The following is a 25,358-nucleotide window of genomic DNA, read 5'->3' on the forward strand; positions in this document are numbered from 1 at the left end:
ATTCGGACACCTCCACACCGACCACAACAACCGAGCAAAGCCTTGCCAAACGGCAGCGGCTTGACATAGGAGAAACGCATGCTCGATGCCCTGTGGACTGAAGCCACCTGCCACCCGTTCCTCGACGCCGTGCGCGACGGCACCGTCAGCGACACCGCGTTCGACCGCTGGTTGGTGCAGGACGCGTTGTTCGTGGCCGATCTGCTGTGCTTCCAGGCCCGACTGCTGGCGCGCGCACCCCGCACCGGCCAGTCGGCACTCGCCGGCGGCTGCGTGGCGCTCGTCGACGAACTCGACTGGTTCGACGTCCAAGCACGCGAGCGGGGCATCGACCTGGACCAGTCGGCGCTGCCCGCCACGCTCGCCTACCGTGAGCTGTTCTCGCGGATGGACGCCATGCCCTATGACGCCGCCGTCACCGCGCTCTGGGCGCTGGAGCGCGTGTACCTGCTGGCCTGGAGGCACGCCTCAGCGCCGTCGTCCCCGTTCTCCGAGTTCACCGACCACTGGACGACGCCCGGCTTCGCCGATTACGTGGCCGCGCTCGAGACGCTGGCCATCCCCGGCGAGCACGAGGATCTGATCGCCGACGTGCTGCGTCACGAGATCGCGTTCTGGGACATGGCGCTGGCGTGATTTCACAGGACGAGGTGTTCTGAGCGCTGCACCGTACCGGTGACCCCGCCCGCGTCCTGCTGTGCGAGCAGCACGGCGGCGCGGGCCATCGCTTCCGGAGGTTCGACCATCTCCGGCGGGATCTCCATACCGACCCCGCCGGCCTGCCAGCCTTCGGTGAGCACGACGCGCGACGGGCTCAGGCAGTTGACCGCGATGTTGTCCTCGCGAAGATCGGCGGCCAGCCCGAGATAGAGCCGCTCGGCGGCGGCCTTGGACACCCAATAGGCGTTCGCCCCGTGCTCGGTCATCGTGACGCCGGTGGTGGTCACCGCGATCAGCGAACCGCGTCCCCTGGCGCGCACGTGGGGGATGACCGCCCGGGTGACGAGGAAGACGCCGGTCAGATTGACGTCGAGGCACAGCTGCCAGCGTTTGAGCGGGGTCGATTCGATCGGCCCCAGCCACAGCACACCGGCGTTGGCGACGAGGATGTCGATACCGCCGAACTCCGACACCGTTGCCGCAACCGCATCTTCGACCGATTGCTCGCTGGTGACGTCGCAGGCCACGGGAAACGCACGGCCACCCGTCGCGGTGATCGAGTCCGCCACCGAACCGATCGTGCCGGGCAGCCGGGTCTCGACCTCGGAGCGGGCGGCGACCGCGACCGCAGCGCCCTCGGCCGCCAGTGCGCGGGCGATCGTCGCGCCGATCCCGCGGCTGGCGCCCGCGACGAACGCGACCCGGCCGTCGAGCGATTTCACCTGGGCGGGAACCGAAGCGCCCCGTCGAGGCGGATGGTCTCGCCGTTGAGGTAATCGTTCTCGACGATGCTCTGGGCCAGCCGCGCGTACTCCGTCGAGCGGCCCATCCGCTTGGGGAACGGCACCTGCGGACCCCAGTACTGTTCGAGCTGATCGGCGGCCTTGCCGTAGGCGGGGGTGTTGATGGTGCCGGGCGCAATCGTCACGACGCGAATCCCCAACGGAGACAGATCACGTGCAGCCACCAGCGTCATGCCCAGCACGCCGCCCTTGGCGGCGGCGTAGGGGAGTTGGCCGATCTGCCCTTCGTAACCGGCGATCGATGCGGTGTTGATGATGACGCCGCGGGCACCCTCTTCGAGCGGATCGGTCGTCGCCATCGCTGCGGCGGACAGCCGCATGACGTTGAACACGGCAGTCAGGTAGAACTCGATCGTCTTCTTGAACCCGTCGAGATCCAGTGGGGAGCCGTCCTTGCCGATCAGCCGGCCGCCGCTGGCCGGTCCGCCGTGGGTGTCGACGGAGATCCGCAGCGGAGCCAACGACTGCGCCTCGGCGATCGCGGCGTTCACCGACTCCTCCGAGGTCGCGTCCGTGCGCACGTAGCGCACGCCGAGTTCCTTCTCGAGCTCGCTGCCCTTCTCGTCGGCCAGATCCGCGATCACGACCTTGGCGCCCGCATCGTGCAGGCGGCGCACCGTGGCCTCGCCGAGTCCGCCGGCACCGCCGACGACGATTGCCGAACTGCCGGCGATTTGCATATGGTTCCCTTTCCTGCGACCGTCACTCTCGGTTTGCGAGAATAACATTCTCGCCCACATCTGGAACGGAGTTCTCTATGGCCGGCGGCGGATGGGCGCGACGACCGTGATCGAAGTACCGGCACCCTAGGCTGACGAGCGATGCACACCGTTGACGGGACGCGTCCATGGACGTAGACGAACTGATCGCCGCTGCGCGCAACGGGTCGACCCGCGCCGCGGGCCGCCTGCTGAGCCTGGTGGAGGGTGCACGGCGCGACGAGGTGCTCGCCGCGCTGGACGCGCACCACGCGCGGGTCGTCGGTATCACCGGACCCCCGGGCGCCGGCAAGTCCACCACCGTCGCCGCACTCGTGACGGCCTACCGGCAGCGTGGGCTGCGGGTGGCGGTGCTGGCCGTCGATCCGTCGTCGCCTTACAGCGGGGGAGCGTTGCTCGGCGACCGCATCCGGATGGCCGCGCACATCAACGATCCGGACGTGCTGATCCGGTCGGTGGCCACCCGTGGTCATCTCGGCGGGTTGGCCGCGGCCGTCCCCGCGGCCATCCGGCTGCTCGCGGCGCTGGCCTACGACATGGTCGTGCTCGAGACGGTCGGGGTCGGTCAGTCCGAGATCGAGATCGCCGCCATCGCCGATCCGACCGTGGTGGTGCTCAATCCCGGTGCGGGAGACGCGGTTCAAGCGGCGAAGGCGGGCCTGCTCGAGGTCGCCGACGTGGTCGTGGTGAACAAGGCCGACCGCGAGGGCGCCGATCAGACCGTCCGCGATCTGCGCGGTGAGGTCGGGGTCCCGATCCTCAAACTCATTGCCGCGCAGGGTGAGGGGGTTGAGGACCTGGTGGCGGCGATCGACGCCCACCATCGCACCGACACCGCCGAGCGGCGCGTCGCGCGGGCACGGACCCAGATCCTGTCGCTGGCCCACACCCTGTTGCGCACCCATCCCGACCTGGACCGGCTGGCCGGAATCGTCGCCGAGGGCCGCGGCGATCCGTATTCAGCCGCCGAGCAGTTGTTCGCCGACTCAGATCGGCAGTGATCGTCCGGTGGCGGCGGCGTGGCCGGCGCGCACCCCGAACACCATTGCCGGTCCGAGCGTGCCGCCCGCGCCGCCGTAGGCCTTGCCGGTGGCGCCGGCCATCGCATTGCCCGCGGCGAACAGGCCCGGGATCGGCGTCCCGCTGACGTGCAGCACCCGGCCGTCGCGGTCGGTACGCGGCCCGCCCTTGGTGCCCATCGCCCCGATCGATACCGGCACGGCGTAGTACGGCGCCGTGTCGATCGGACCGAGTGTCTGCAACGCCGGGGACGCCGCGTGCGGATCACCCCAGTAGCCGTCGTACGCGCTTGCACCGCGGCCGAACTCGGGATCGCGCTCGTGGCTGACGTGGGCGTTCCAGCTCTCCAGGGTGGCGGCCAGACCGGCGACGTCGATACCGGTCCTCGCGCCGAGCTCGTCGAGATCGTTCGACGCGCAGAACCAATCGGGGACCGGGCCGTCGGGCTCGACGCCGAGGAAACCGTAGTGCTTGAGATGCAAGGAGTCGAAGACGATCCAGGCGGGATCGTTGACGTAACCGTGTCTGGGGTCCAGGTACTGGAAGGCGCCCGCCATCGAGTTGTACTCACCGGCTTCGTTGAGGAACCGCCTGCCGGCCCTGTTGACGATGATGCTGCGCGGACGGGTGCGCTCCAGCCGAACGCTGCGACTGCGCGGATGCCCGTCGATCGTGTCGCCGGGGATCTGCACGATCGGCACCCACCACGCCTCGCCCATGTTGGCCAGATCGGCGCCGTGCGCCATCGCCATGCGCAGCCCGTCGCCGGTGTTGTTGGGCGGCGAGACGGCACCGCGCATCGGTCCGCGCAGGAACGCTTCGACCAGACCGGCATCCCATTCGAAACCGCCGGTGCCCAGCACCACCGCGCGGTGGGCCCGGACGCGAATCGGCTTGCCGTCCATCTCGATCCGCACGCCGACGATCCGGCCGTCCTCGGCGATCAGCTCGAGCGCCCGCGCGTCGGTATGCGGTGTGACGTCGTGGTCGAGCAAGCCCTTGAGCAGACCGGCGACGAGCGCGGTGCCCGCGACGCACAGTGCGGCATCGGGGTCGATGTCGTCGGGGGCGGCGGCGAAGATGCGCGCCCGCGTCTCGGCGTCGATGCCGACGTTGCTGAAGTCCGGCGGGAACGAGGTGATCCGGTCGTGCCACCGTCCGAGCCTCTTGAGGTCGAACGGCGCCGCCGACAGCGAGCGGCCGCCACCGGGCCTGCCGCCGGGCAGTTCCGGCTTGTAATCCGGAAACCCCTCGGCGACGGAGAATCTCAACTCGCTGTGGGACTCGACGAATTCGAGCACGACCGGTCCAGAGCGCACGAAGGTCTCCACCAGATCGTCGTCCATCACGCCGAGCGACTGGGCCTGCAGATAGGCCAGCGCGTCCTCGACGGGCAGCGGTCCGCCGGGGTTGCGGTCGTGCGCGGGAATCCAGACGATGCCGCCGGACACGGCGGTGGTGCCGCCGACGGTCGCAGCCTTCTCGTAGACCTGCACCGCGGCGCCGTTCGCCGCCGCGGCCAGGGCGGCGGCCAGTCCGGCTCCTCCGGTGCCCAGTACGACGACGTCGGTCACATGGTCCCAGTTGCTCATTCGCGTCCCTCCTCGAGCGGATCGGCTAGATGATCGCGGCCAGTTCCCGGGCGGCGCGGATCACCGCGTCCCGCCCGCCCAGCACCACGTCCTCCCGGTGGGAGATGAGGTTGATGCACGTGGGCGGTGACGGCGGGCGGCGGCGCACCGGTACGGCCAACCCGTAGGTGTTGGGTTCGACTTCGCCGTGGGTGATGATCCAGCCCTGTTCGCGCGCCAGCGGGACCAGATCGCGTTCGCCGGCACGCGGCGGCAGACTCGCCAGCAGCGCAATCCCTGCAGCACCGCGGTCGAGCGGATAGCGGCTGCCCTCGTGAAAGGACAGCTGATAGGAGTCGCTGGTCGGCACGATGACCGCGACCGCGACCTGCTGGTCACCCTCGGCCACCAGGAGGGACACCGTGGTGCCGAGTTCGTCCGCGAGACCACGCAGTACCGGGACGCTCAGCGTGCGCACGTTGTTGTCGAACGACGCGCCGAGCAGTGCCAGGCCCGTCGCGGGACGGTAGCGGCCGTCCTCACCCTTGGCGACATAGCGGAACTGGGTCAGCGTCCCGAGTAACCGGTAGGCGATCGTCCGGTGCACGCCGACGTGGTCGGCGACCTGCTGGACGGTCAGTCCTGCCGGCGCGGTGGCCACCGCCTGCAGCGCCGACAAACCCCTGGCCAGCGTCTGTGAACCCGCGGCCGGTTTTGCCGACATCGGCGCCGAAGGTCCCTTGACAGACGTCATCGTGAGAGTGATGCTCTAAAGATAATGCACATTGGTGAGCGATATTAGCACAAGTCGTTATCACTGGAAGAGAATGGCGTTTCCGGCAAGGATGGGAGAGCGGGTCGTGGCAGAGCACGAAAGCGTGTGGAGCGATCTGCAGGGCGTCGCCTTCTCGCAGGGTTACCTCGACGCCGGTGGGGTGCGCACCCGCTATCTGCACGCCGGTGACACCGCCAGGCCCGCACTGGTGCTCCTGCACGGATCCGGCGGGCACGCCGAGGCTTACGTCCGCAACCTCGAAGCGCACGCCGAGCACTTCTCGACGTGGTCGATCGACATGCTCGGCCACGGCTACACCGACAAGCCGGGCCACCCCCTGGAGATTCGGCACTACGTGGATCACCTGCGCCGCTTCCTCGACGCGATCGGCGCCGAGAAGGCTCACATCAGCGGGGAATCGCTGGGTGGCTGGGTGGCGGCCCGCCTGGCGTCCGACCACGGCGACCGCGTGCAGCGGCTGGTGCTCAACACCGCAGGCGGTTCGCAGGCCGATCCGGAGGTGATGAAGCGCATCATCACCCTGTCGATGGCCGCTGCGGAGGACCCGAACTGGGACACCGTGTCCGCCCGGATCAAATGGCTGATGGCCGACAAGACAAAGGATTACGCGGACATCGTGGCCAGCCGCCAGCGGGTGTACCGCCAGCCGGGCTTCGTCGCGGCGATGCGCGACATCATGGCTCTGCAGGATCCCGACGTCCGCGCGCGAAATCTGCTCGGTCCCGCCGAATACGGCGCCATCACCGCACCGACTTTGGTGGTATGGACCAGTGACGATCCGACCGCCGACGTGGAGGAGGGCCGCCGCATCGCGTCGATGATCCCAGGGGCCCGCTTCGAGGTGATGCCCGGTTGCGGGCACTGGCCCCAATACGAGGATCCGAAGACCTTCAACCGGCTGCACCTGGACTTCCTGCGGGGGCGCCAGTGAATGCGGACGTCGTCATCGTCGGCGCGGGCCCGGTGGGTCTGACGTTGGCCAACATCCTCGGCGGACAAGGGGTGTCGACCCTGGTCGTCGAGGAGCGCGACACCCTCATCGACTACCCGCGCGGGGTGGGTCTCGACGACGAGGCGCTGCGCACCTTCCAGTCGATCGGACTGGTCGACGCCGTCCTTCCGCACACCGTGCCCAACCAGATCCTGCGATTCTTCGACGGCAACCGCCGACTGCTCGCCGAGATGGCGCCCCCCGACGCCCGGTTCGGCTGGCCCAAACGCAATGGATTCGTCCAGCCCATGGTCGACGCCGAACTGCTCGTCGGCCTGGACCGATTCTCACACGTCGAGGTGCACTGGGGCCAGAAGATGTTGTCCTGCAGGGAGACTGCCGAAGGCGTGAGTGTCGAGCTGGCCGGAGAAACGGTGCAGGCCCGCTACCTCGTCGGCTGCGACGGCGGACGCAGCGCCACCCGCCGCCTGATGGGGGTGTCGTTCGACGGCACCACCTCGCCGACCCGCTGGTTGGTCGTCGACCTCGCCAACGACCCCTTGGGCCACCCCAACAGCGAGGTGGGGGCCGACCCGGCCCGGCCCTACGCCTCGATCGCGATCGCGCACGGGATCCGGCGTTTCGAGTTCATGATCCACGGCCACGAAACCGACGAGCAGGCCGAGAATCCGGCGTTCATCCGGTCCATGCTGAGCCGGCTGGTGCCCTATCCCGACCGCGTCGACATCATCCGTCACCGCCTCTACACCCACCACTCGCGCATCGCGGGCACATTCCGCCAGGGCCGGATGTTCCTGGCCGGGGACGCCGCCCATCTCATGCCGGTCTGGCAGGGCCAGGGCTACAACAGCGGCATCCGGGATGCGGCCAACCTCGGCTGGAAGCTCGCGGCGGTGGTGAACGGCCAGGCCGAGGACGCGTTGCTCGACACCTACGACGTCGAACGACGTAAGCACGCCCGCGCGATGATCGATCTGTCCACCTTGGTGGGCCGGGTCATCTCGCCCACCAACCGGCACATCGCGAGCTTGCGCGACAAGGTGATTCGCGGTGCGTCGGTGGTACCCACCCTGAAGCGCTACGTGCTCGAGATGCGGTTCAAGCCGATGCCGCGCTACGAACAGGGCGCGGTCCACCATGCACAGACGCCGACGGATCAATCCCCGACCGGCACGCTGTTCATCCAGCCCCGCGTCGACACCCGCGACCAGCGCAATGTCCTGCTCGACGAGGTGCTCGGCACCGGTTTCGCGGTGCTGTGCTGGAACAACAATCCCCGTGCGCTGCTCGGAGCCGACGCCTTCGAGCGGTGGCGGTCCCTGGGCGCACGCTTCATCGCCGCCAGGCCGATCACCCAGCTGCACTGGACCGGTCACGACGATCCGGACGTGGTCATCGTCGGCGACACCACCGGTGCACTGAAGAAGTGGTTCGACGCGCACAGCGAATCGGTGCTCTTCCTGCGTCCGGACCGCTGCATCGCCGGCGCCTGCATCGCCCAGCGTGCCCCCGAGACCAGCACCGCGCTCTTCGGTGTCCTACATCTGACCCAGGGAGGAGGCAATGGTCACCATGGCGGAAATCGCCCTGTGCTGCATGTCGCACAGCCCGCTCCTCAATCTTCCGGGACCGTCGCAGGAACTCCTTGACGACATCGACGCCCAACTGACCGCAGCCCGGAGCTTCGTCACCGAGTTCGACCCCGAACTGGTGGTGACGTTCTCCCCGGACCACTACAACGGCTTCTTCTACAAGATGATGCCGCCGTTCTGCATCGGCACCTCAGCCCAGGGCGTCGGCGACTACGGCACCCACGCCGGACCGCTGAATGTGCCGCGCGAGCTCGCCGACGAGCTGGCCGCCGCGGTGCTGGAAGCCGATGTGGATGTGGCGATCTCGGCCAGCATGGACGTCGACCACGGCACTGTGCAGCCGCTGGAGAAACTCTTCGGCGACGCCACCGCGCGTCCCGTCGTCCCGATTTTCTGCAATTCCGTGGCGACACCGCTCGGTCCGCTGCGCCGGACCCGCGCGCTGGGAACCGCCGTCGGCAACTACCTGAGATCGCTGAACAAGCGGGTGCTGGTCGTCGGATCCGGTGGTCTGTCCCACGATCCGCCGGTACCCACGCTGGCGACCGCGCCGCCGGCGGCACTGGAGCGCATCGTGCACGGCGCGCCGATGAGCCCCGAGCAGCGCGCGGCCCGCCAGAGCGCCGTGATCGACGCCGCACACACCTTCGCCCACGGGGAGAGTCCACTGCAGCCGCTGAACCCCGCCTGGGACCAGTCCTTCCTCGAGATCCTCGACGAAGGCTGGCTGACCGACCTCGACGGATGGTCCAACCCGTTCATCACCCGGGAGGGCGGCAATTCCGGGCACGAGATCCGCACCTGGGTGGCCGCATTCGCGGCACTGGCGGCCTACGGCGAATACCGAACCCAGCAGCGGTTCTACCGCGCCGCACCCGAACTCATCGCCGGCTTCGCGATCCGCACGGCGGTACCGGCATGAGTATCGACCCCGCGTACGACACCGAGGTCGACGTGCTCGTCGTCGGATCCGGCGGCGGCGGGATGACCGCTGCGCTGACCGCCGACGCCGAAGGCCTCGATGCCCTCGTCGTCGAGAAGGCCGCCCACTTCGGCGGCTCGACCGCCCTGTCCGGGGGCGGGATCTGGGTACCCGGGGCACCGGCCCAGCGCGCCGCCGGTTACACGCCCGACCCCGACGCGGTGTTCGGCTACCTCAGGCAGATCACCGACGGTCTGGTCAGCGACGCCCGGCTGCGCACCTACGTCGAGGCCGCGCCGCAGATGATGGAGTTCCTCGAGCGACTCAGCCCGTGGTTCGAATTCGTCTGGAAGCCCGGCTATGCCGACTACTACCCCGAGCTGCCCGGCGGCTCCGAACTCGGCAGCACGATCAACGTCCCGGCGATCGACCTGCGCCGCCTCGGCGAGGAGGAGCAGCACCTGCTGCAGCCGCTGGCGCTGGCGCCCAAGGGGATTTGGTTCGCGCCCAAGGACCTTCGATTGTTCTACCAGGTGCGGCAGAACTGGCGCGGTAAGGCGGTGCTGGTGAAGCTGATCTGGCGGATGGTGCGCGCCCGCGTCTTCGGTGACCGGATGGCGGCGATCGGGCAGTCGCTGGCCGCGCGGATGCGCCTGGCGCTCAAACAGCAGGACATCCCGCTGTGGCTCAACGCGCCGATGACCGAACTCATCACCGACGCCGAGGGTGGGGTGATCGGGGCCGTCGTCGAGAAGGACGGACGGGCGGTGCGCGTCCGGGCTCGCCGCGGCGTCATCCTGGCCGCTGGTGGGTTCGACCACGACATGGAGTGGCGCCGACAGCATCTGCCGTTGCTCGAGAAAGACTGGAGCTTCGGCAATCCGGCCAACATGGGCGACGGTATCCGGGCCGCGGAGAAGGTCGGAGCGGCCACCGAACTGCTCGACGAGGCCTGGTGGTTCCCCGCAATGTGCTGGCCCGACGGCCGGCTGCAGTTCATGCTCAACGAACGCATGATGCCCGCCCAGTTCGTCGTCAACGGCGACGGCAAGCGGTTCATCAACGAGGCCGCGCCCTACATGGATTTCGCGCACGCGATGATCGAGGGTCAGCAGTCCGGCACCACCCACATCCCGTGCTGGCTGATCACCGACATCCGCTCGTTCCACCGCTACGTCGTCGGCGGCCACCTGCCCATCCCGAAGGTGCCGTTCGCGCCGGTGCCGACCGGCTGGAAGGTGCCCAAGGCCTGGTTGGACTCGGGGGTGGTCAAGGAAGCACACAGTTGGGACGACATGGCCCGCCAGATCGGCGTACCGCCGGAGAACCTGCGCGCCACCGCCGAACGCTTCAACGCGCTGGCCCACGGCGGTCACGACGACGACTTCAACCGCGGTGACAGTGCTTACGACAACTACTACGGCGATCCGACGTTGCCCAACCCGAATCTGCACCCCCTCGGCGAACCGCCGTACTACGCGTTCCAGATCATCCTCGGTGACCTCGGCACGTCGGGGGGTCTGCGCACCGACGAGCACGCCCGCGTGCTGCGCGACGACGATTCGCCGATCCCGGGTCTCTACGCCGTCGGCAACAATTCCGCGGCGGTGATGGGCCGTAGCTACGCCGGCGCGGGAGCGACGATCGGCCCCGCCATGGCGTTCGGCTACGTCGCCGCCAGACATCTTGCGGTCAACAACCCCAGTCCGACGCCCACCCCAACCGGAGGTAGCACGTGAAAATCTCGCTCTTCTACGAATTCCCGCTGCCGCGGCCGTGGTCGGAAGACGACGAACACCAGTTGTTCCAGCACGGCCTGGACGAGGTGGAGGCCGCCGACAAGGCGGGCTTCTCCACCGTGTGGCTGACCGAGCACCACTTCCTCGAGGAATACTGCCACTCCACCGCGCCGGAGATGTTCCTGGCCGCGGCGAGCCAGCGCACCAAGGACATCCGTCTGGGCTTCGGCGTCATGCACCTGCCGCCGCCGATCAACCACCCCGCACGGATCGCGGAGCGCATCGCCACGCTGGACCACCTGTCCAACGGTCGCGTCGAGTTCGGCACCGGTGAGGGCTCGTCGGTCGCCGAACTCGGCGGCTTCAACATCGACCCCGCGGACAAGCGATCGATGTGGGAGGAGGCCCTCGAGGTCTCGATCCGCTGTATGACCGAGGCGCCGTTCACCGGGTTCAAGGGCGAGCACGTCGAGATGGCGGCCCGCAACGTGATCCCGAAGCCGCTGCAGAGCCCGCATCCGCCGGTGTGGGTGGCCTGCACCCGTCCGTCGTCGGTCCAGATGGCGGCCCAGAAGGCCATCGGCGCACTGAGTTTCGCCTACACCGGTCCCGAAGCGCTCAAGACCCGCGTCGACGGGTACTACAAGGAGTTCGAGGAGCAGGGCGCCCCGGTGACCCCGGCGATCAACCCCAACATCCTGGCGATCGGCGGCGATCTGTCGATGATGGTGGCCAGGACCGACGACGAGGCGCTCAAGCGGCTCGGCATCGGCGGCGGCTTCTTCTCGTTCGGCATCATGCACTACTACGTCAACGGCATGCACACGCCCGGCCGCACCGGGGTGTGGGAGCTGTACGAGGACGCCGTCAAGGAGGACCCCACGCTGGCCTACGGCCCTGGCCGCGGCGCGATCGGCTCACCGGAAACCGTGCGCGAGTTCCTGCGCGGCTATGAGGCCAGCGGTGTCGACGAGATCATCCTGCTGCTCAATCCGCGCAGCCACGAGGGCACGATGGAGTCGATCGAGATCATGGGTAAGGAGATCCTGCCCGAGTTCATCGAGCGCGACGCCAAAGCTGTGGCGGACAAGGCCAAGCGGCTCGCGCCGGTCATCGAGAAGGTCGAGGCGCGCCGGCAGCCCTCGGAGGCGCCGCTGTTCGACGAGACGTACTCGTTCGGCGGGCTGCCCACCGGCCGCGGCGGAAAGTTCACCGCGGGTGAGATCCCGGAGGCCATGGCCGAGATCAACGAGGGCCGCGTCAAGGCCGCCGAGCAGGAGAAGCAGGCCAGGGCGGTCAAGGAAGTCTCCGGCTAGGTGGGAGGCATCGAACAGCTGTGGCGTTACGACGGTAAGCGCGTCGTCGTCACCGGGTGCGCGTCGGGCATCGGCGCGCACCTGGTCCGCCAGCTGGGCGAACTCGGTGCGCAGGTCGTGGGTCTGGACATGCGGCGACCGGCAGTCGATCTCGACGAGTTCGTCGAGATGGACCTCTCCGATCAGGCCTCGATCGACCATGCGGTCGCCGCGATCGGCGGCGACGTCGACGTGGTGTTCAACGTCGCGGGGGTGTCCTCGGGGATCGGCGACCCACCGCTGGTGGTGCGGATCAACTTCCTGGGCGCCCGGCATTTCACCGAGGCGATGCTGCCGCGGCTGCGCACCGGGTCGGCCGTCGTCAGCGTGTCCTCCCTGGCCGCCGCGGCGTACCTCGACAATGCGCAGACCACCGGCGAGTTGGTGCGCACCCCCACCATGGAGGACGGAATCGCCTGGTGCGGTGACCATCCCGAGGCCCTCGCCGACGGCGGATACCGGCTGGCCAAAGAGGCGCTCATCCTCTACACGATGCGCAGCGCCGGGCCACTCGGTGCCCGCGGCATCCGCATCAACTGCACGGGCCCGGGTGTCACCGAGACCCCGATCCTCGACCAGCTGCGGACCGCCTACGGGTCGGCGTTCCTCGACGACATTCCGAAACCTCTGGGCCGGGTGTCGGAACCGGAGGAGCAGGCCGCCGTTCTGCTGTTCCTCGGCAGCGACGCGGCAAGTTACATCACCGGCCAGGTCATCTGGGTCGACGGTGGAAACCTCGCGGGCCGGGTGGCCGCGACCCTTGATGCGACATCGGAAGGACACTGACGTTGGCCACACTCGACGAGTTCCGCAGGGCCGGCGAGGCCGTCCGCAACTGGGGGCGCTGGGGCGCGGACGACGAACTGGGCACGCTGAACTTCATCACGCCCGAGAAGGTCGCCGAAGGCGCCGGCCTGGTCCGGCACGGCAAAGTGTTCCCGCTCGGCGTTGACTTCGGCTCCGCGGGCCCGCAGGGCGCATTCCAGTACCGGCCCAATCCGATGCACGTGATGACGGTCGACGGCGGCGACGCCCACACACTGGTTCAGTACGGCCCGCAGTGGCTGAAGAACACCGTCGCTCAACAGCTGGCGGGATACTTCGTCGACAACCCGTTCCGGTTCAACGACGACATGATCATCATGCCGCTGCAGGCCGCGACGCAGTGGGATGCGTTGTCGCACGTCTACTACGACGACAAGCTCTACAACGGATTCCCGGCCGATTCGGTGACCAGCCAGGGCGCCTTCCACTGCGGTATCGACAAGGTGGACAGCAAGGGCATCACCTCGCGCGCGGTACTGCTCGACCTGGTGCGGCACCGCGGCGCCGACGTGTTCTGTGAACACGGGCAGCCGATCACCCCGGACGAACTCGACGAAGTCGCACACGCCCAGGGGGTTTCCGTCGGTAGCGGCGACATCGTGCTGATCCGCACCGGATGGTGGGACAGGTTCCTCGAAGCCGGTGACGGCACCGAACCGTATGCGGGACTCGACTGGCGGTGCGCGTCCTGGCTGCACGAACGCGAGGTGGCCGCCGTCGCCGCCGACAACCTGATGGTCGAGGATCCGGCATCCGGTGTCGAGGGCACGATCCTGCCGATGCACATGCTGTGCCTGCGCGACATGGGTCTGATGCTCGGGGAGTACTGGGATCTCGGCGCGTTGGCCGCGGACTGCGCCGCGGACGGCGTCTACGAATTCCAGCTCGTCGCACCGCCGTTGCGCGTCACCGGCGCGGTGGGCGCACCGCTCAACCCGATCGCGATCAAGTGAGAGGAACGCCATGACCGCAGCAGGGGAGGGCCCGCTCGTCGTCGGCCTCGGCGGCACACTGCGCGCGAACTCGTCGACCGAGCGCGCGGTGCGGTACTGCCTGGAGGCGGTCGAACGGCAGGGCGGGCGCACCCGGATGTTCGCCGGCCCCGATCTGGACATGCCGATGTATGCCCCGCACTCGCTCGACCGCACCCCCGGTGCACTGGAACTCGTTGCCGCACTGCGGGATGCCGATGCGGTCGTGGTCGGATCCCCCGGCTACCACGGTGCCGTCTCCGGCCTGGTCAAGAACGCGCTCGACTACATCGAGGACCTGCGGGAGGACCCGCGGGTGTATCTGGACAACACGCCGTGGGGATGCATCAGCTGTGCCTACGGGTGGCAGGCCGCGGTCGGCACGCTCGGGCAGCTGCGCTCGATCGGTCATGCGCTGCGCGCGTGGCCGACGCCGCTGGGCGTGGCCATCAACTCGGCCGACAGGATCTGGGACGAGGCGGGTGAACTCGTCGACGAGCCGGTGCGCAACCAGCTCGACATGCTCGCCGGCCAGGTGCTGACCTTCGCGCAGGCGCACCGGAGCGCCACGTGAAGGCTGCGCGGCGCACCGTCGCCGTCGACGGGCTGACTACCAGTTATCTCGACGCGGGACAGGGCGATCCGGTTGTCCTGCTGCACGGCGGGGAGTTCGGCGCCACTGCCGAACTCGGCTGGGAGCGCACCATCGACGCACTCGCAGAGCATTACCGGGTGCTCGCGCCGGACATGCTCGGCTTCGGCGGTTCGGCGAAGGTCATCGACTTCAACGACGGACGCGGGCTGCGAATCCGACACATCGCGCGGTTCTGTGAGGTCATCGGCGTCGACCAAGCCCACTTCGTGGGCAACTCGATGGGGGCGATCAATTTGCTCGTCGACGCCACCTCCGAGGAACCCCTCCTGCCGGCGCGCAGCCTCGTCGCGATCTGTGGCGGGGGTGAGATCCAGCGCAACGAACACAGTGCCGCACTCTACGAATACGACGCGACGCGCGACGGGATGCGCAGGATCGTCACCGCCCTGTTCGCCGACCCGTCCTATCCGGCCGACGACGACTACGTCGACCGGCGCTACGAGTCCAGCATCGCGCCCGGAGCCTGGGAAGCGTTGGCGGCGGCGCGATTCCGCCGGCCCGGGCTGGAACCCCCGTCGACCCCGTCGGCCGATCGCGCCTATGAGCGGATCCACGTGCCCACCCTGATCGTGGAGGGCGGACGCGACAAACTGCTGCCCCCGGGTTGGGCCGCCGCCATCGCCGCGCAGATCGCCGGCGCGCGGTCGGCCGTGGTGCCCAACGCGGGCCACTGCCCGCAACTCGAATGCCCGGACGAGGTCGACCGGTTGCTCGTCGAATTCCTCGCCGACGTAACCGTGGCGGCATCGTGACCGGGTCCGGCTCGTCGAGATCGGCGAAATGCCGGAAGTTACTCGTACTTTCCCGCCCAAATGTTCATGTGGGCGGACATCGACTCAGGGAGTGTGGGCGGCAGTGAGCGGCGAACTGCAGGGCAAGGTCGCGATCGTCACCGGGGGATCGTCAGGGATCGGTCGCGGGATCGTCGAGCGCTTCGTCGCCGAGGGCGCGAAAGTCGTCATCGGTGACGTGCAGCGTGAACTCGGTGAGGCGCTCGCCGCGGAACTGGGTCCCGACGCGCTGTTCTGCCTCACCGACGTCGGGGATCAGGAACAGATCGCCGCGGTGGTCGCCGCTGCCGTCGACCGGTTCGGCGCCCTGGACGTGATGGTCAACAACGCGGGCATCTCCAGCCCGTTGCGGCGCGGCCTGTTCGACGAGGACTTCGCGGAGTTCGACCGGGTGATGCGGGTGAACCTGCTCGGCCTGATGGCCGGCACCCGCGATGCCGGCAGGTACATGGCCGACCACGGCGGCGGATCCATCATCAACCTCGGCTCGATCGGTGGTATCCAGGCCGGCGGCGGGGTGCCGGTGTACCGATCGTCGAAGGCCGCGATCCTGCACTTCACCAAGTGCGCAGCGATCGAATTGGCGCACTACGAGATCCGCGTCAACTGCATCGCGCCGGGCAACATCCCCACCCCGATCCTGGCGTCGTCGGCCACCGGCGAGGACAAGGCGCGGCTGGAGCGGTTCGAGGCCCGCATTCGCGAGCAGATGCGCAACGACCGTCCGCTCAAGCGGGAGGGCGTTGCGGCCGACGTCGCCGAGGCGGCGCTGTACCTGGCCACCGACAGGTCGCGCTACGTCACCGGCATCGTGCTGCCGGTCGACGGCGGAACGGTTGCGGGCAAGGTGATCCCGCGCAAACCCGGAAGCGACGGATGACACCGTCCGGGGAACTGGAACAGTCCTTAAATCAGTCGCTTGACTTAGCCAACGCGAGCGGGTTGACTGTGACCGTGACCACAGCCAGGGCGGCCCGTGCAGACCGTGCGACCGGTACGCAGGAGGCGATCCTGCAGGCCGCCGAGCGCCTCTATGCCGAGCACGGGGTCTTTGCGGTGTCGAACCGCCAGGTCAGCGAGGCCGCCGGCCAGGGCAACAACGCCGCCGTCGGCTACCACTTCGGGACCAAGACCGATCTGGTGCGGGCCATCGAGCACAAGCACCGCGGCCCGATCGAACAACTGCGCGAGCAGATGGTCGCCGAACTGGGCCCGGCGCCCGAAATGCGCGACTGGGTGGCCTGTCTGGTGCGTCCGCTCACCGATCATCTGGAGCAGCTGGGCAACCCGACCTGGTACGCCCGGTTCGCCGCGCAGGTCATGACCGATCCGGCGTACCGCACGATCATCGTGCGGGACGCCCTGTCCTCACCGTCGCTGGTCGAGGTCATCGAAGGCATCAGCACGTGCCTGCCCGAGCTGCCCGCTGACGTCCGCGCTGAACGCAACGTGATGGGTCGCAACCTCTTGATGCACAGCTGCGCCGATCGTGAACGCGGTCTGGCCAAGGGCGCCCCGGTTCCCCGATCCTCCTGGAGCGCAGCGGCTTCCGGGCTCATCGACGCCATGGTCGGGCTGTGGCAGGCCCCGGTCAGCGAGGAGCCGTGATGAAGATCGTCGTCGACCAGGACAAGTGCGTGTCATCCGGACAGTGCGTGCTCAACGCCTCCGACGTCTTCGACCAGCGAGAAGACGACGGTGTGGTCGAACTGCTCGTCGACAGCCCCACCACCGACCAGGAGCCGGACGTCCGCAATGCGGCAGCCGCCTGCCCGGCCCTGGCCATCCATCTCGAGGAGTGAATACGTGTCGGACACTTTGACCGGAGCAGCACAGGCTTCCCCGGAGACCCCAGAGGTCCCGGAGTACCCGATGGAGCGCGACGCGCGGTGCCCGTTCGCGCCGCCGCGGCAGATGCTCGAGACGACCACGACGAAACCCCTGTCGCGGGTGCGCATCTGGAACGGCACCACGCCGTGGCTGATCACCGGTCACTCGGTCGCCCGCGAACTGTTCGCCGACTCCCGCGTCAGCGTCGACGACCGGATCGAGGGCTTCCCGCACTGGAACGAACACATGCTCTCCACCGTTGACAAGCGGCCGCGTTCGGTGTTCACCTCAGATGCCGAAGAGCACACCAGGTTCCGCCGGATGCTGTCCAAGCCGTTCACATTCCGCCGGGTGGAGAATCTGCGGCCGGTGATCCAGCAGGTGACCGACGAATGCATCGACGCGATCCTGGCCGGTCCCCAGCCGGCCGACATGGTGGCCAAACTCGCCCTTCCCGTGCCCACCAAGGTGATATCGGACATGCTCGGCGTCCCCTACGAGGATCACGAGTTCTTCCAGGAACACGCCAACGCCGGACTTGCCCGCTTCGCCGCCGCGGACGCCATGCAAAAGGGTGCGATGAGCCTGCACCAGTACCTGATCAACCTCGTCGAGGAGAAGCAGAAGAACCCGGCCGAGGATGCGGTGTCCGACCTCGCCGAGCGCGTCACCGCCGGCGAGATCAGCGTCAAGGAGGCCGCGCAGTTGGGCACCGGTCTGCTGATCGCCGGCCACGAGACCACCGCCAACATGATCGGCATCGGCATCCTCGCGCTGCTGGAGAACCCCGAGCAAGCCGACTTCCTGCGTGAGGCAGACGATCCCAAGGTCATCGCCAACGCCGTCGAGGAGTTGATGCGCTATCTGTCGATCATCCAGAACGGACAGCGCCGCGTCGCGCTCGACGACATCGAGATCGCGGGGGAGACGATCCGCGCCGGCGAGGGCATCATCATCGATCTCGCCCCGGCAAACTGGGATGCCCAGGCCTATCCCGAACCCGACAAGCTGAACCTGAGCCGCGACGCCGGAGCGCAACTCGGCTTCGGGTACGGCCGCCACCAGTGCGTCGGTCAGCAGCTCGCCCGTGCCGAACTGCAGATCGTGTTCCATACGCTGCTGCGCCGCATCCCCACGATGCGCCTCGCGGTCCCGCTCGACGAGGTGCCGTTCAAACACGACCGCCTCGCCTACGGCGTTTACGAACTTCCCGTGACCTGGTAACAGGCCGTCTCACAGCCCGATTGGAGTGCCAAAGATGTCAGCCCCCAGCACCACCCTCTATCCCCCCGAAGGTTTCGGTGCCCCGAAGCACCGGCACGGCCACTCCACCGGAGCGGTGACCGGTCTGCCGGCCGATACCGAGATCTTCTCCGCCGACAACCACATCTCCGTGGCCGACGACATCTTCTACGACCGCTTCCCCGAGGAGCTCAAGGGCGCCGCACCGCGCATCTGGTACGAGGACGGTGCCTACATGGTCGGCATGAAGGGCAAGGCCTGGACCGGAGGTGACTTCGGCCGCGTCCTGATGCAGTACGACGACCTCGCCGGTGCCGCCTCGAACAACATCGACGCCCGCATCCGCGAACTCAAAGAGGACGGCATCGACAAGGAACTCGCGTTCCCAAATGCCGTCCTCGCCCTTTTCCACTACCCCGACAAGTCGCTGCGTGAGCGGGTGTTCCGGATTTACAACGAGCACATCGCCGATCTGCAGGAGCGGTCCAACGGCCACTTCTACGGCGTCGGGCTGATCAACTGGTGGGACCCCAAAGGGACCCGTAGCACCATCGAAGAACTGAAGTCGTTGGGGCTCAAGACGTTCCTGCTCCCGCTCAACCCCGGCAAGGACGACGAGGGCAACATCTACGATTACGGCAGCACCGCGATGGACGCGGTGTGGGACGAGATCGAGGCGGCCGGACTGCCGGTCAGCCACCACATCGGCGAGACCCCGCCGAAGACGCCGTGCCAGAACAACAGCGTTGTGGTCGGCATGATGGTCAACGTCGACTCGTTCCGTGAGCAGTTCGCCAAGTACGTGTTCTCCGGCATCCTCGACCGGCACCCGAGCCTGAAGATCGGCTGGTTCGAGGGTGGCATCGCCTGGGTGCCCACAGCGCTGCAGGACGCCGAGCACATGCTGGCGTCCTACCGGCACATGTTCAATCACGAACTGCAGCATCCGGTCCGGCACTACTGGGACAACCACATGAGCGCCTCGTTCATGGTCGACCCGCTCGGTCTGCAGCTGATCGACCGTATCGGTGTGGACAACGTGATGTGGTCGAGCGACTACCCGCACAACGAATCCACGTTCGGGTACTCGGAGAAGTCGCTGGCCACCGTCGTCGAGGCGGTCGGTCCGGAGAACGCGACGAAGATCGTGTCCACCAACGTGCAGAAGTTCCTCGGGTTGGCATGAGAACGTCCACGCAATCCGGCGTCACCCAGATCGCCCGGACCGGATACACGTGGCTGGACATCCCCGCCGAACCCGATCTGGACCGGATGCGTCGCGAGGTCGGTGCGCGGTTGCACGCCGCGATGACCGAACAGGGCGTGGACGCGCTGGTACTGCTGGGCAACGGCAGCGTCATGTACGCCACCGGCATCAGCTGGCCGCTGGCGGACGCGGGGCTGTCCCACGTCGAGCGCCCGGTGGCGGTCGTGCTGGCCGACGATCCATACCCGCACCTGTTCCTGCCGTTCCGCGAGGGTGCGGTCATGGAATCCGGCCTGCCCGACGATCATCTGCACGGACCGGTGTACCTCGAATTCGACGAGGGGGTGGCCGAGTTCGGCAGGATCCTGGCCGGACTCATCCCGTCCGGGGCGGCGATCGCCACCGACGAACTGACCGGGGCGATGCGACGGGCCGGCACCGCGCTGTTCCCGAGCGCGCCGGTCGACGCCGCCCCGGTGGTCGGTGCGGCGAAGCTGGTCAAGACGATCGACCAGATCGCCTGCGTCCGGCGCGCCTGCCAGATCACCGAGGAAGCCGTCGCGGAGATCCAGCGGTCACTGGCACCGGGCGCGCGGCAGATCGATCTGTCCGCCGAATTCGTGCGTCGCGCCTTCGAACTCGGCGCCACGACAAACATGTTCGATTCCATCTGGCAGGTCATGCCGGCGTCGAAGGCCGAGGGCACCTGGACCACCACCGGTGATCTCGCGCTGCCCCTACTGACGACGGAGCGGGAGCTGGCACGCGGTGACGTGCTGTGGACCGACGTCTCCATCGCCTATCAGGGCTACTGCTCCGACCACGGCCGGACCTGGATCGTCGGACAGGATCCGACGCCGGCGCAGCAGGCGCAGTTCGAGAAGTGGGCCCAGATCGTGGACGCCGTGCTGGCGGTGACCAAGGCCGGCGCCACCTGCGGCGACCTCGGGCGTGCGGCGACCGCGGCGGCCGGCGGCGAGAAGCCGTGGCTCCCACACTTCTACCTGGGACACGGCATCGGCACGAACGCCGCCGAGATGCCCATGATCGGAACGGATCTCGGGCAGGAGTGGGACGACAACTTCGTCTTCCCGGACGGCATGCTGCTGGTGTTCGAGCCCACCGTGTGGGAAGACGGCACGGGCGGCTACCGCGGCGAGGAGATCGTGGTGGTCACCGAGGGCGGCTGGATGCCGCTGACCTCCTATCCGTACGACCCGTATGAGGTGCCCAGTGGGAATTGACATCGAGGCCGACGGCAAGGCGCTGCGCTACAGCCGCCGGGAGCGCGCCCTGGCGCAGATGGAGGCACACGACCTCGACGTGCTGGTCCTCGGCCGGCAGGCCAACGTCCGCTACATCTCCGGAGCCCCCCAGCTGTGGGTGGTGGGCACCCGCCCGTTCGGACCGATCTGCTCGTTCGTGCGCGCGACCGGTGACATCCACCTCAACAGCACGTGGGACGAGGGCATCCCCGAGGAGATCCCGCACGAGCACCTGTACGGATTCGCCTGGAATCCGATGACACTGGTCGGCATCATGCAGGGCATCAACGGCGCCGACACCGCGCGCCGGGTCGGAACCGACGCGCTGACACCGACATTCGCCAAGCTGCTGCCGATGGTCTTTCCGAACGCCGAACTCGTCGACGCCGAACAGGCCATGCGGGCCGCGCGCCGGATCAAGACCACCGAGGAGGTGGCGGCGTTGCGCCGGGCGCTGACGGTCGCCGAGGAGGGGCTGGCGGCCGGTGTCGCCGCCTTGGCTCCCGGGGTCACCGAAAAGTCCCTCGCCGGTGCGGTGCTCGAGGCCGAGGCGGCCGGCGGGGTGAGCACCCCGGCGACCCAGGACGCGGCCTGGGTGACCTCCAAGGAGCATCCGTGGCGCCGCGCCGAGGGCGCCGGGCTGGTGCGCGAGGGCGACCTGGTGGCGCTGTCGGCGGGAGTGCTGGCGGACGGATACGTGGCCGAGGTGGCGCGGACGCTCTACGTCGGAGAACCGACCGACGCCGTGCGCGCGCTGTATCGCCGGCGGGACGACCTGTGGGAAAGACTGATCGACGCATGTCGGCCCGGCGTGGCCACCAGTGCGCTGCTCGACGCCTACGAGCAGGCGGGGGAGCCGCTGCCGGCGATGCCGGTGGCGCATGGGCTCGGCCTCGGATTCGACCCGCCGGTGGTCTCACCGGGGCTGCGGGCGACCGCGGAGGCCGAGATCCTCGAGCCCGGCATGGTGCTCGCGGTCACCGCCTACGTCTGGGAGGCGGGCGTCGGCGCGGCGCTCACCCGCGACGCGGTGCTGATCACCGCCGACGGCGCGGAGATCCTGTCCAGCGTCCCGGCGTACGGCGAGGCCGTTCGTGGTTGATCGGCCTTCGCCGGAGGAGATCGTCCTCTACGCCAAGGATCCGACGACGAAGATCGCGACGATCACCTTCAACCGTCCCGAGTTCCTGAACGCACCGACCTCGGCGGCGCGGCTGCGGTACGCAGATCTGCTGCGGGGCGCCAGCGTCGACGACGACGTCAAGGTCGTGGTGATCCGCGGTGTCGGCGACAACCTCGGCAGCGGTGCCGATCTGCCCGACTTCATGGCGAGCACCGACGAGGACCGCCTCGCCGAACTGCGCGTCGACGACCCGGAGGTGGCCTATCCGCCCAAGGGTTCGTTCCGGCACGGCGCCACGATGGGCGCGTGGTACGCCAACGTGGCGGCCGGCAACCGCGCGCTGCAGGAGCTGAAGAAGATCAGCATCGTCGAGGCGAAGGGCTACTGCTACGGCTGGCACTTCTATCAGTGTGCCGACGCGGACATGGTCATCTCCAGTGACGACGCGCTGTTCGGCCATCCGTCGTTCCGGTACTACGGGTGGGGTCCGCGGATGTGGACCTGGGTGCTGACCATGGGGCTGCGGCCGTTCCAGGAGATGGTGTTCACCGGCCGGCCGTTCACCGCCGACGAGATGAAGGACTGCAACTTCGTCAACAAGGTGGTGCCTCGCGATCAACTCGAGGACGAGGTGGCCAAGTACGCGTCCGCGTGTGCCCGGAACCGGCCGGTGGACAGCGTGTTTCAGCAGAAGATGTTCTTCGAGGTGGTCAAGCAGTTCCAGGGTGAGTACCTGGGCAGCGTGCTGTCCGCGGTGTTCGAATCCCTCGGTGGGACGGTCCGTCCGGACGCCGGCGACTTCATGCTCGGCGACGCGATCGACGCCGGACTCGCCGACGCCGTCAACGACAACGACGCGAAGTTCCCGCCGGAGTTCCGGCTCAGCAAGTCCAGAAGGCAGGCGGAATGACGTCCCCCAGTGCGCCCCTGACCGGTATGCGCATCGTCGACCTGTCGACGGGGATCGCCGGCGCCTACTGCACGAAGCTACTGGCCGACGGCGGTGCCGAGATCGTCAAAGTCGAACCACCGCAGGGTGATCCGCTGCGCGGCTGGTCCGCCTCGGGCGCGGACACCGGCACCGAAGGCGCCCTGTTCAGCTTCCTGTCCGGTGGTAAGCACAGCGTCGTCGCCGAGTCGGGGGATCAGACGTTCGTCGACGACCTGCTGGCCTCCGCCGACGCCGTCGTCTGGTCGCGTGGTTCGACCATCGCCGAACATCCGCGTTTCGCCCCCGCCGCCGTCCACCGCCGCCACCCCACACTGACCGTCGCGGCGATCACGCCGTTCGGGCTGGACGGGCCATGGGCCGGCCGGCCCGCCACGGAGTTCACGCTGCAGGCCTGGTCGGGCGGCATCGTCGGGCTGGGCCGGGGTTCGGCCGACCGGGCGCCGGTGTTCGTCGGCGGGCAGGTCGGTGAGTACCTGGCGGGGGCGTACGCCGCCGTCGCGCTGCTGGCCAGCCGTCGACGTGGCGTCGGTGAGGTGATCGACCTGTCGATGCTGGAGACCCAGGTGTTGGGCTTGACGTACTACCCGGTGACCTACCACCAGATGCTCGGGCGTCCGTGGCGCGACGCCCGCAGGCTGACGGTCCCGGGAATCGCGCGCGCCAAGGACGGTCTCGTCGACGTGGGCTGCGGTACCGCCCAGCAGTGGTTCGACCTGTGCGCGATGACCGGACACGAGGAGTGGATCGACGAGACCTCCACGCTCACCATCACCCAGCAGGCCAACGAGAAGGCCGACGAGCTGTACGCCTGGGTCGCCGACCAGACCGTTGACGAGATCCGGGATCTGGCGACGGCCTTCCGCATCCCGAACGCCCCGGTCGCCAACGGGGAGAACGTCACCGGCCTCGATCATTTCGCCGAACGCGGATCGTTCGTCACCAATCCGCGCGACGGTTTCACCCAGCCGGGTCCGCCCTACCGGCTCGACCCCGCGGTGCTGCGGGCGCCGGAACCGGCCCCGCGCCTCGGCGAGCACACCGACCTCTACCGCCGAAATGAACAAACGGGTGAGGAAAAGCCCCGTTTCGGCACCGAAACGTCCGTTTCGGCGCCGTGTGCGTTGCCGTTCGAGGGGTTGCGTGTCCTCGACTTGACGACATTCTGGGCCGGTCCGTCGTGCACCCACATCATGGCGCTGCTCGGGGCGGAGGTCATCCACGTCGAATCGACCCGGCGTCCCGACGGCACCCGGCTGATCGCGGGCATACCGGTCAGCGAGGAAGCGTGGTGGGAACGCTCGCCGATCTTCTCGGGGCTCAACACCAACAAGAAGGGGATCACGCTCGACCTGGGCACCGACCGGGGTCGCGAGCTGCTCAAACGCTTCATCGCGACCGCCGACGTGGTGGTCGAGAACTTCACCCCCCGGGTGATGGACCAGATCGGCCTCGACTTCGCCGCGGTGCGCGCGCTGCGTCCCGACGCGATCCTGGTGCGCATGCCCGGCTTCGGTCTCGACGGTCCGTGGCGGGACAACCCGGCGTTCGCCTACGTCATCGAGGCGGCTGCGGGTATCAGCTGGCTCACCGGCTACCCCGATCGCAACCCCTACGAACCGTATTCGGTGGGCGATCCGAACGCCGGGATTCACGCCGCACACGGGCTGCTGCTGGCGCTGGAGCACCGCCGCCGCACCGGTGAGGGTGTGCTCGTCGAGGCGGCGATGGTCGACGCCGCGCTCAACGTGGCCGCCGAGCAGGTGATCGAGTACACCGCCTACGGTGCGCTGTTGCGCCGCGACGGCAACCGCGGACCGACCGCCGCACCGCAGAACCTATACCGCAGCAGGGGCACAGACGAGTTCGGTCGCGAGGACTGCTGGGTGGCCATCGCCGTGCAGACCGACGCCCAGTGGCATGCGCTGCGCGCAGCGCTCGGCGGCCCCGAATGGGCCGCGGACCCGGCGCTGGACACCGCGGCGGGACGACGCGCCCACCACGACGCGATCGACAAGCGTCTCGGCCAGTGGTGCAGCGAGCGGTCCGGTGACGAGATCATCGAAACCCTCTGGGGCGCAGGCATTCCGGTCGCCAAGGTGATGCAACCGCACCGGCAGGTCGAGTTGCCGCAACTCGCCCACCGCGAATTCTTCGAAATGGTCGGCCATCCGGTCAACGACGACGCCCTGCACAGTGCGCTGCCGTTCCGGATGTCCGCCGGCCCGGACCGCTTCCACCGCGAGCCCGCACCGTTGCTCGGCCAGCACAACGACGAGCTGCTCACCGAACTCGGGCTGTCCCGCGACGAAATCGACAAGCTGGAAGCCGACGGGATCATCGGTCACCGGCCGCCGCGCTGACTGGTTGA

General features: G+C 68.4%; 24 protein-coding genes. 20 read left to right on the forward strand and 4 right to left on the reverse strand.

Going from position 1 to position 25,358, the window contains the following annotated elements; translation table 11 throughout:
• The first annotated feature begins 78 nt into the window (after positions 1-78).
• On the forward strand, positions 79-636 hold the full coding sequence (locus A5757_RS20125) for a TenA family transcriptional regulator (RefSeq protein WP_066837733.1): 558 nt from the start codon (positions 79-81) through the stop codon (positions 634-636).
• Positions 637-638: 2 nt separating this feature from the next.
• On the opposite strand, the gene A5757_RS20130 is transcribed toward A5757_RS20125, so the two are convergent.
• Together A5757_RS20130 and A5757_RS20135 are read right to left on the reverse strand one after the other, a co-directional pair.
• A complete protein-coding gene (locus tag A5757_RS20130) occupies positions 639-1,382 on the reverse strand; it encodes an SDR family NAD(P)-dependent oxidoreductase (protein WP_066837736.1) in 744 nt (247 codons plus the stop codon).
• Positions 1,379-2,143: an SDR family NAD(P)-dependent oxidoreductase gene (locus A5757_RS20135; protein ID WP_066837739.1), complete on the reverse strand. Its 765-nt coding sequence runs from the start codon at positions 2,141-2,143 to the stop codon at positions 1,379-1,381. The genes A5757_RS20130 and A5757_RS20135 overlap by 4 nt, the downstream gene beginning before the upstream one ends.
• 167 nt (positions 2,144-2,310) lie before the next feature.
• On the opposite strand from A5757_RS20135, the gene A5757_RS20140 reads away from it, so the two are divergent.
• A complete protein-coding gene (locus A5757_RS20140; protein ID WP_066837742.1) occupies positions 2,311-3,183 on the forward strand; it encodes an ArgK/MeaB family GTPase in 873 nt (290 codons plus the stop codon).
• On the opposite strand, the gene A5757_RS20145 is transcribed toward A5757_RS20140, so the two are convergent.
• Together A5757_RS20145 and A5757_RS20150 are read right to left on the reverse strand one after the other, a co-directional pair.
• A complete protein-coding gene (locus tag A5757_RS20145) occupies positions 3,169-4,794 on the reverse strand; it encodes an FAD-dependent oxidoreductase (RefSeq protein WP_066837745.1) in 1,626 nt (541 codons plus the stop codon). The two genes, A5757_RS20140 and A5757_RS20145, sit on opposite strands and share 15 nt — an antisense overlap.
• Before the next feature lie 25 nt (positions 4,795-4,819).
• The gene (locus tag A5757_RS20150; RefSeq protein WP_066837749.1) at positions 4,820-5,527 is read right to left on the reverse strand and encodes an IclR family transcriptional regulator; all 708 of its coding nucleotides are present in this window, start codon (positions 5,525-5,527) and stop codon (positions 4,820-4,822) included.
• Between the two features lie 106 nt (positions 5,528-5,633).
• Between A5757_RS20150 and A5757_RS20155 the strand changes: the two genes are divergently transcribed.
• From A5757_RS20155 to A5757_RS20240, 18 genes are all read left to right on the forward strand, one after another.
• Positions 5,634-6,500: an alpha/beta fold hydrolase gene (locus A5757_RS20155; RefSeq protein WP_066838670.1), complete on the forward strand. Its 867-nt coding sequence runs from the start codon at positions 5,634-5,636 to the stop codon at positions 6,498-6,500.
• Positions 6,497-8,170, forward strand: coding sequence for a bifunctional 3-(3-hydroxy-phenyl)propionate/3-hydroxycinnamic acid hydroxylase (locus A5757_RS20160; protein WP_066837752.1), 1,674 nt, complete (start codon positions 6,497-6,499; stop codon positions 8,168-8,170). The genes A5757_RS20155 and A5757_RS20160 overlap by 4 nt, the downstream gene beginning before the upstream one ends.
• Positions 8,118-9,035 carry a 3-carboxyethylcatechol 2,3-dioxygenase gene (locus A5757_RS20165; protein WP_066837754.1) on the forward strand — a complete coding sequence of 306 codons (918 nt, stop codon included), beginning with the start codon at positions 8,118-8,120 and terminating at the stop codon, positions 9,033-9,035. The genes A5757_RS20160 and A5757_RS20165 overlap by 53 nt, the downstream gene beginning before the upstream one ends.
• A complete protein-coding gene (locus A5757_RS20170; RefSeq protein WP_066837757.1) occupies positions 9,032-10,774 on the forward strand; it encodes an FAD-binding protein in 1,743 nt (580 codons plus the stop codon). Before A5757_RS20165 ends, A5757_RS20170 begins: the two co-directional genes overlap by 4 nt.
• A complete protein-coding gene (locus A5757_RS20175; protein ID WP_066837759.1) occupies positions 10,771-12,090 on the forward strand; it encodes an LLM class flavin-dependent oxidoreductase in 1,320 nt (439 codons plus the stop codon). Before A5757_RS20170 ends, A5757_RS20175 begins: the two co-directional genes overlap by 4 nt.
• Entirely contained in the window at positions 12,091-12,915 is an 825-nt protein-coding gene (locus tag A5757_RS20180) for a coniferyl-alcohol dehydrogenase (RefSeq protein WP_066837761.1), read from the forward strand. It begins immediately after the preceding gene.
• A 2-nt stretch (positions 12,916-12,917) separates the two neighbouring features.
• A complete protein-coding gene (locus tag A5757_RS20185) occupies positions 12,918-13,907 on the forward strand; it encodes a cyclase family protein (RefSeq protein WP_066837763.1) in 990 nt (329 codons plus the stop codon).
• 10 nt (positions 13,908-13,917) lie between these two features.
• Complete coding sequence (locus A5757_RS20190) at positions 13,918-14,499, forward strand: NADPH-dependent FMN reductase (RefSeq protein ID WP_066837766.1); 582 nt, start codon at positions 13,918-13,920, stop codon at positions 14,497-14,499.
• Positions 14,496-15,332, forward strand: coding sequence for an alpha/beta fold hydrolase (locus tag A5757_RS20195; RefSeq protein ID WP_066837769.1), 837 nt, complete (start codon positions 14,496-14,498; stop codon positions 15,330-15,332). The genes A5757_RS20190 and A5757_RS20195 overlap by 4 nt, the downstream gene beginning before the upstream one ends.
• 103 nt (positions 15,333-15,435) lie before the next feature.
• Complete coding sequence (locus tag A5757_RS20200; protein WP_066837772.1) at positions 15,436-16,251, forward strand: SDR family NAD(P)-dependent oxidoreductase; 816 nt, start codon at positions 15,436-15,438, stop codon at positions 16,249-16,251.
• The gene (locus tag A5757_RS20205) at positions 16,248-16,979 is read left to right on the forward strand and encodes a TetR/AcrR family transcriptional regulator (protein WP_066837774.1); all 732 of its coding nucleotides are present in this window, start codon (positions 16,248-16,250) and stop codon (positions 16,977-16,979) included. Before A5757_RS20200 ends, A5757_RS20205 begins: the two co-directional genes overlap by 4 nt.
• Positions 16,979-17,173: a ferredoxin gene (locus A5757_RS20210; RefSeq protein WP_066837776.1), complete on the forward strand. Its 195-nt coding sequence runs from the start codon at positions 16,979-16,981 to the stop codon at positions 17,171-17,173. The genes A5757_RS20205 and A5757_RS20210 overlap by 1 nt, the downstream gene beginning before the upstream one ends.
• Before the next feature lie 4 nt (positions 17,174-17,177).
• The gene (locus tag A5757_RS20215) at positions 17,178-18,425 is read left to right on the forward strand and encodes a cytochrome P450 (protein ID WP_066837778.1); all 1,248 of its coding nucleotides are present in this window, start codon (positions 17,178-17,180) and stop codon (positions 18,423-18,425) included.
• 34 nt (positions 18,426-18,459) lie between these two features.
• Positions 18,460-19,629 carry an amidohydrolase family protein gene (locus tag A5757_RS20220; RefSeq protein ID WP_066837781.1) on the forward strand — a complete coding sequence of 390 codons (1,170 nt, stop codon included), beginning with the start codon at positions 18,460-18,462 and terminating at the stop codon, positions 19,627-19,629.
• Positions 19,626-20,894 carry a Xaa-Pro peptidase family protein gene (locus A5757_RS20225; RefSeq protein ID WP_066837782.1) on the forward strand — a complete coding sequence of 423 codons (1,269 nt, stop codon included), beginning with the start codon at positions 19,626-19,628 and terminating at the stop codon, positions 20,892-20,894. The genes A5757_RS20220 and A5757_RS20225 overlap by 4 nt, the downstream gene beginning before the upstream one ends.
• Positions 20,884-22,017 (forward strand): Xaa-Pro peptidase family protein, encoded by a 1,134-nt coding sequence (locus tag A5757_RS20230; RefSeq protein ID WP_066837785.1) that lies wholly within the window; start codon positions 20,884-20,886, stop codon positions 22,015-22,017. Before A5757_RS20225 ends, A5757_RS20230 begins: the two co-directional genes overlap by 11 nt.
• On the forward strand, positions 22,010-22,948 hold the full coding sequence (locus A5757_RS20235) for an enoyl-CoA hydratase/isomerase family protein (protein WP_066837789.1): 939 nt from the start codon (positions 22,010-22,012) through the stop codon (positions 22,946-22,948). The genes A5757_RS20230 and A5757_RS20235 overlap by 8 nt, the downstream gene beginning before the upstream one ends.
• Positions 22,945-25,350: a CaiB/BaiF CoA-transferase family protein gene (locus A5757_RS20240; RefSeq protein WP_066837793.1), complete on the forward strand. Its 2,406-nt coding sequence runs from the start codon at positions 22,945-22,947 to the stop codon at positions 25,348-25,350. Before A5757_RS20235 ends, A5757_RS20240 begins: the two co-directional genes overlap by 4 nt.
• Positions 25,351-25,358 lie beyond the last annotated feature (8 nt).

This window comes from Mycobacterium sp. 852013-51886_SCH5428379 (genome assembly GCF_001665575.1).
Lineage (GTDB): Bacteria > Actinomycetota > Actinomycetes > Mycobacteriales > Mycobacteriaceae > Mycobacterium.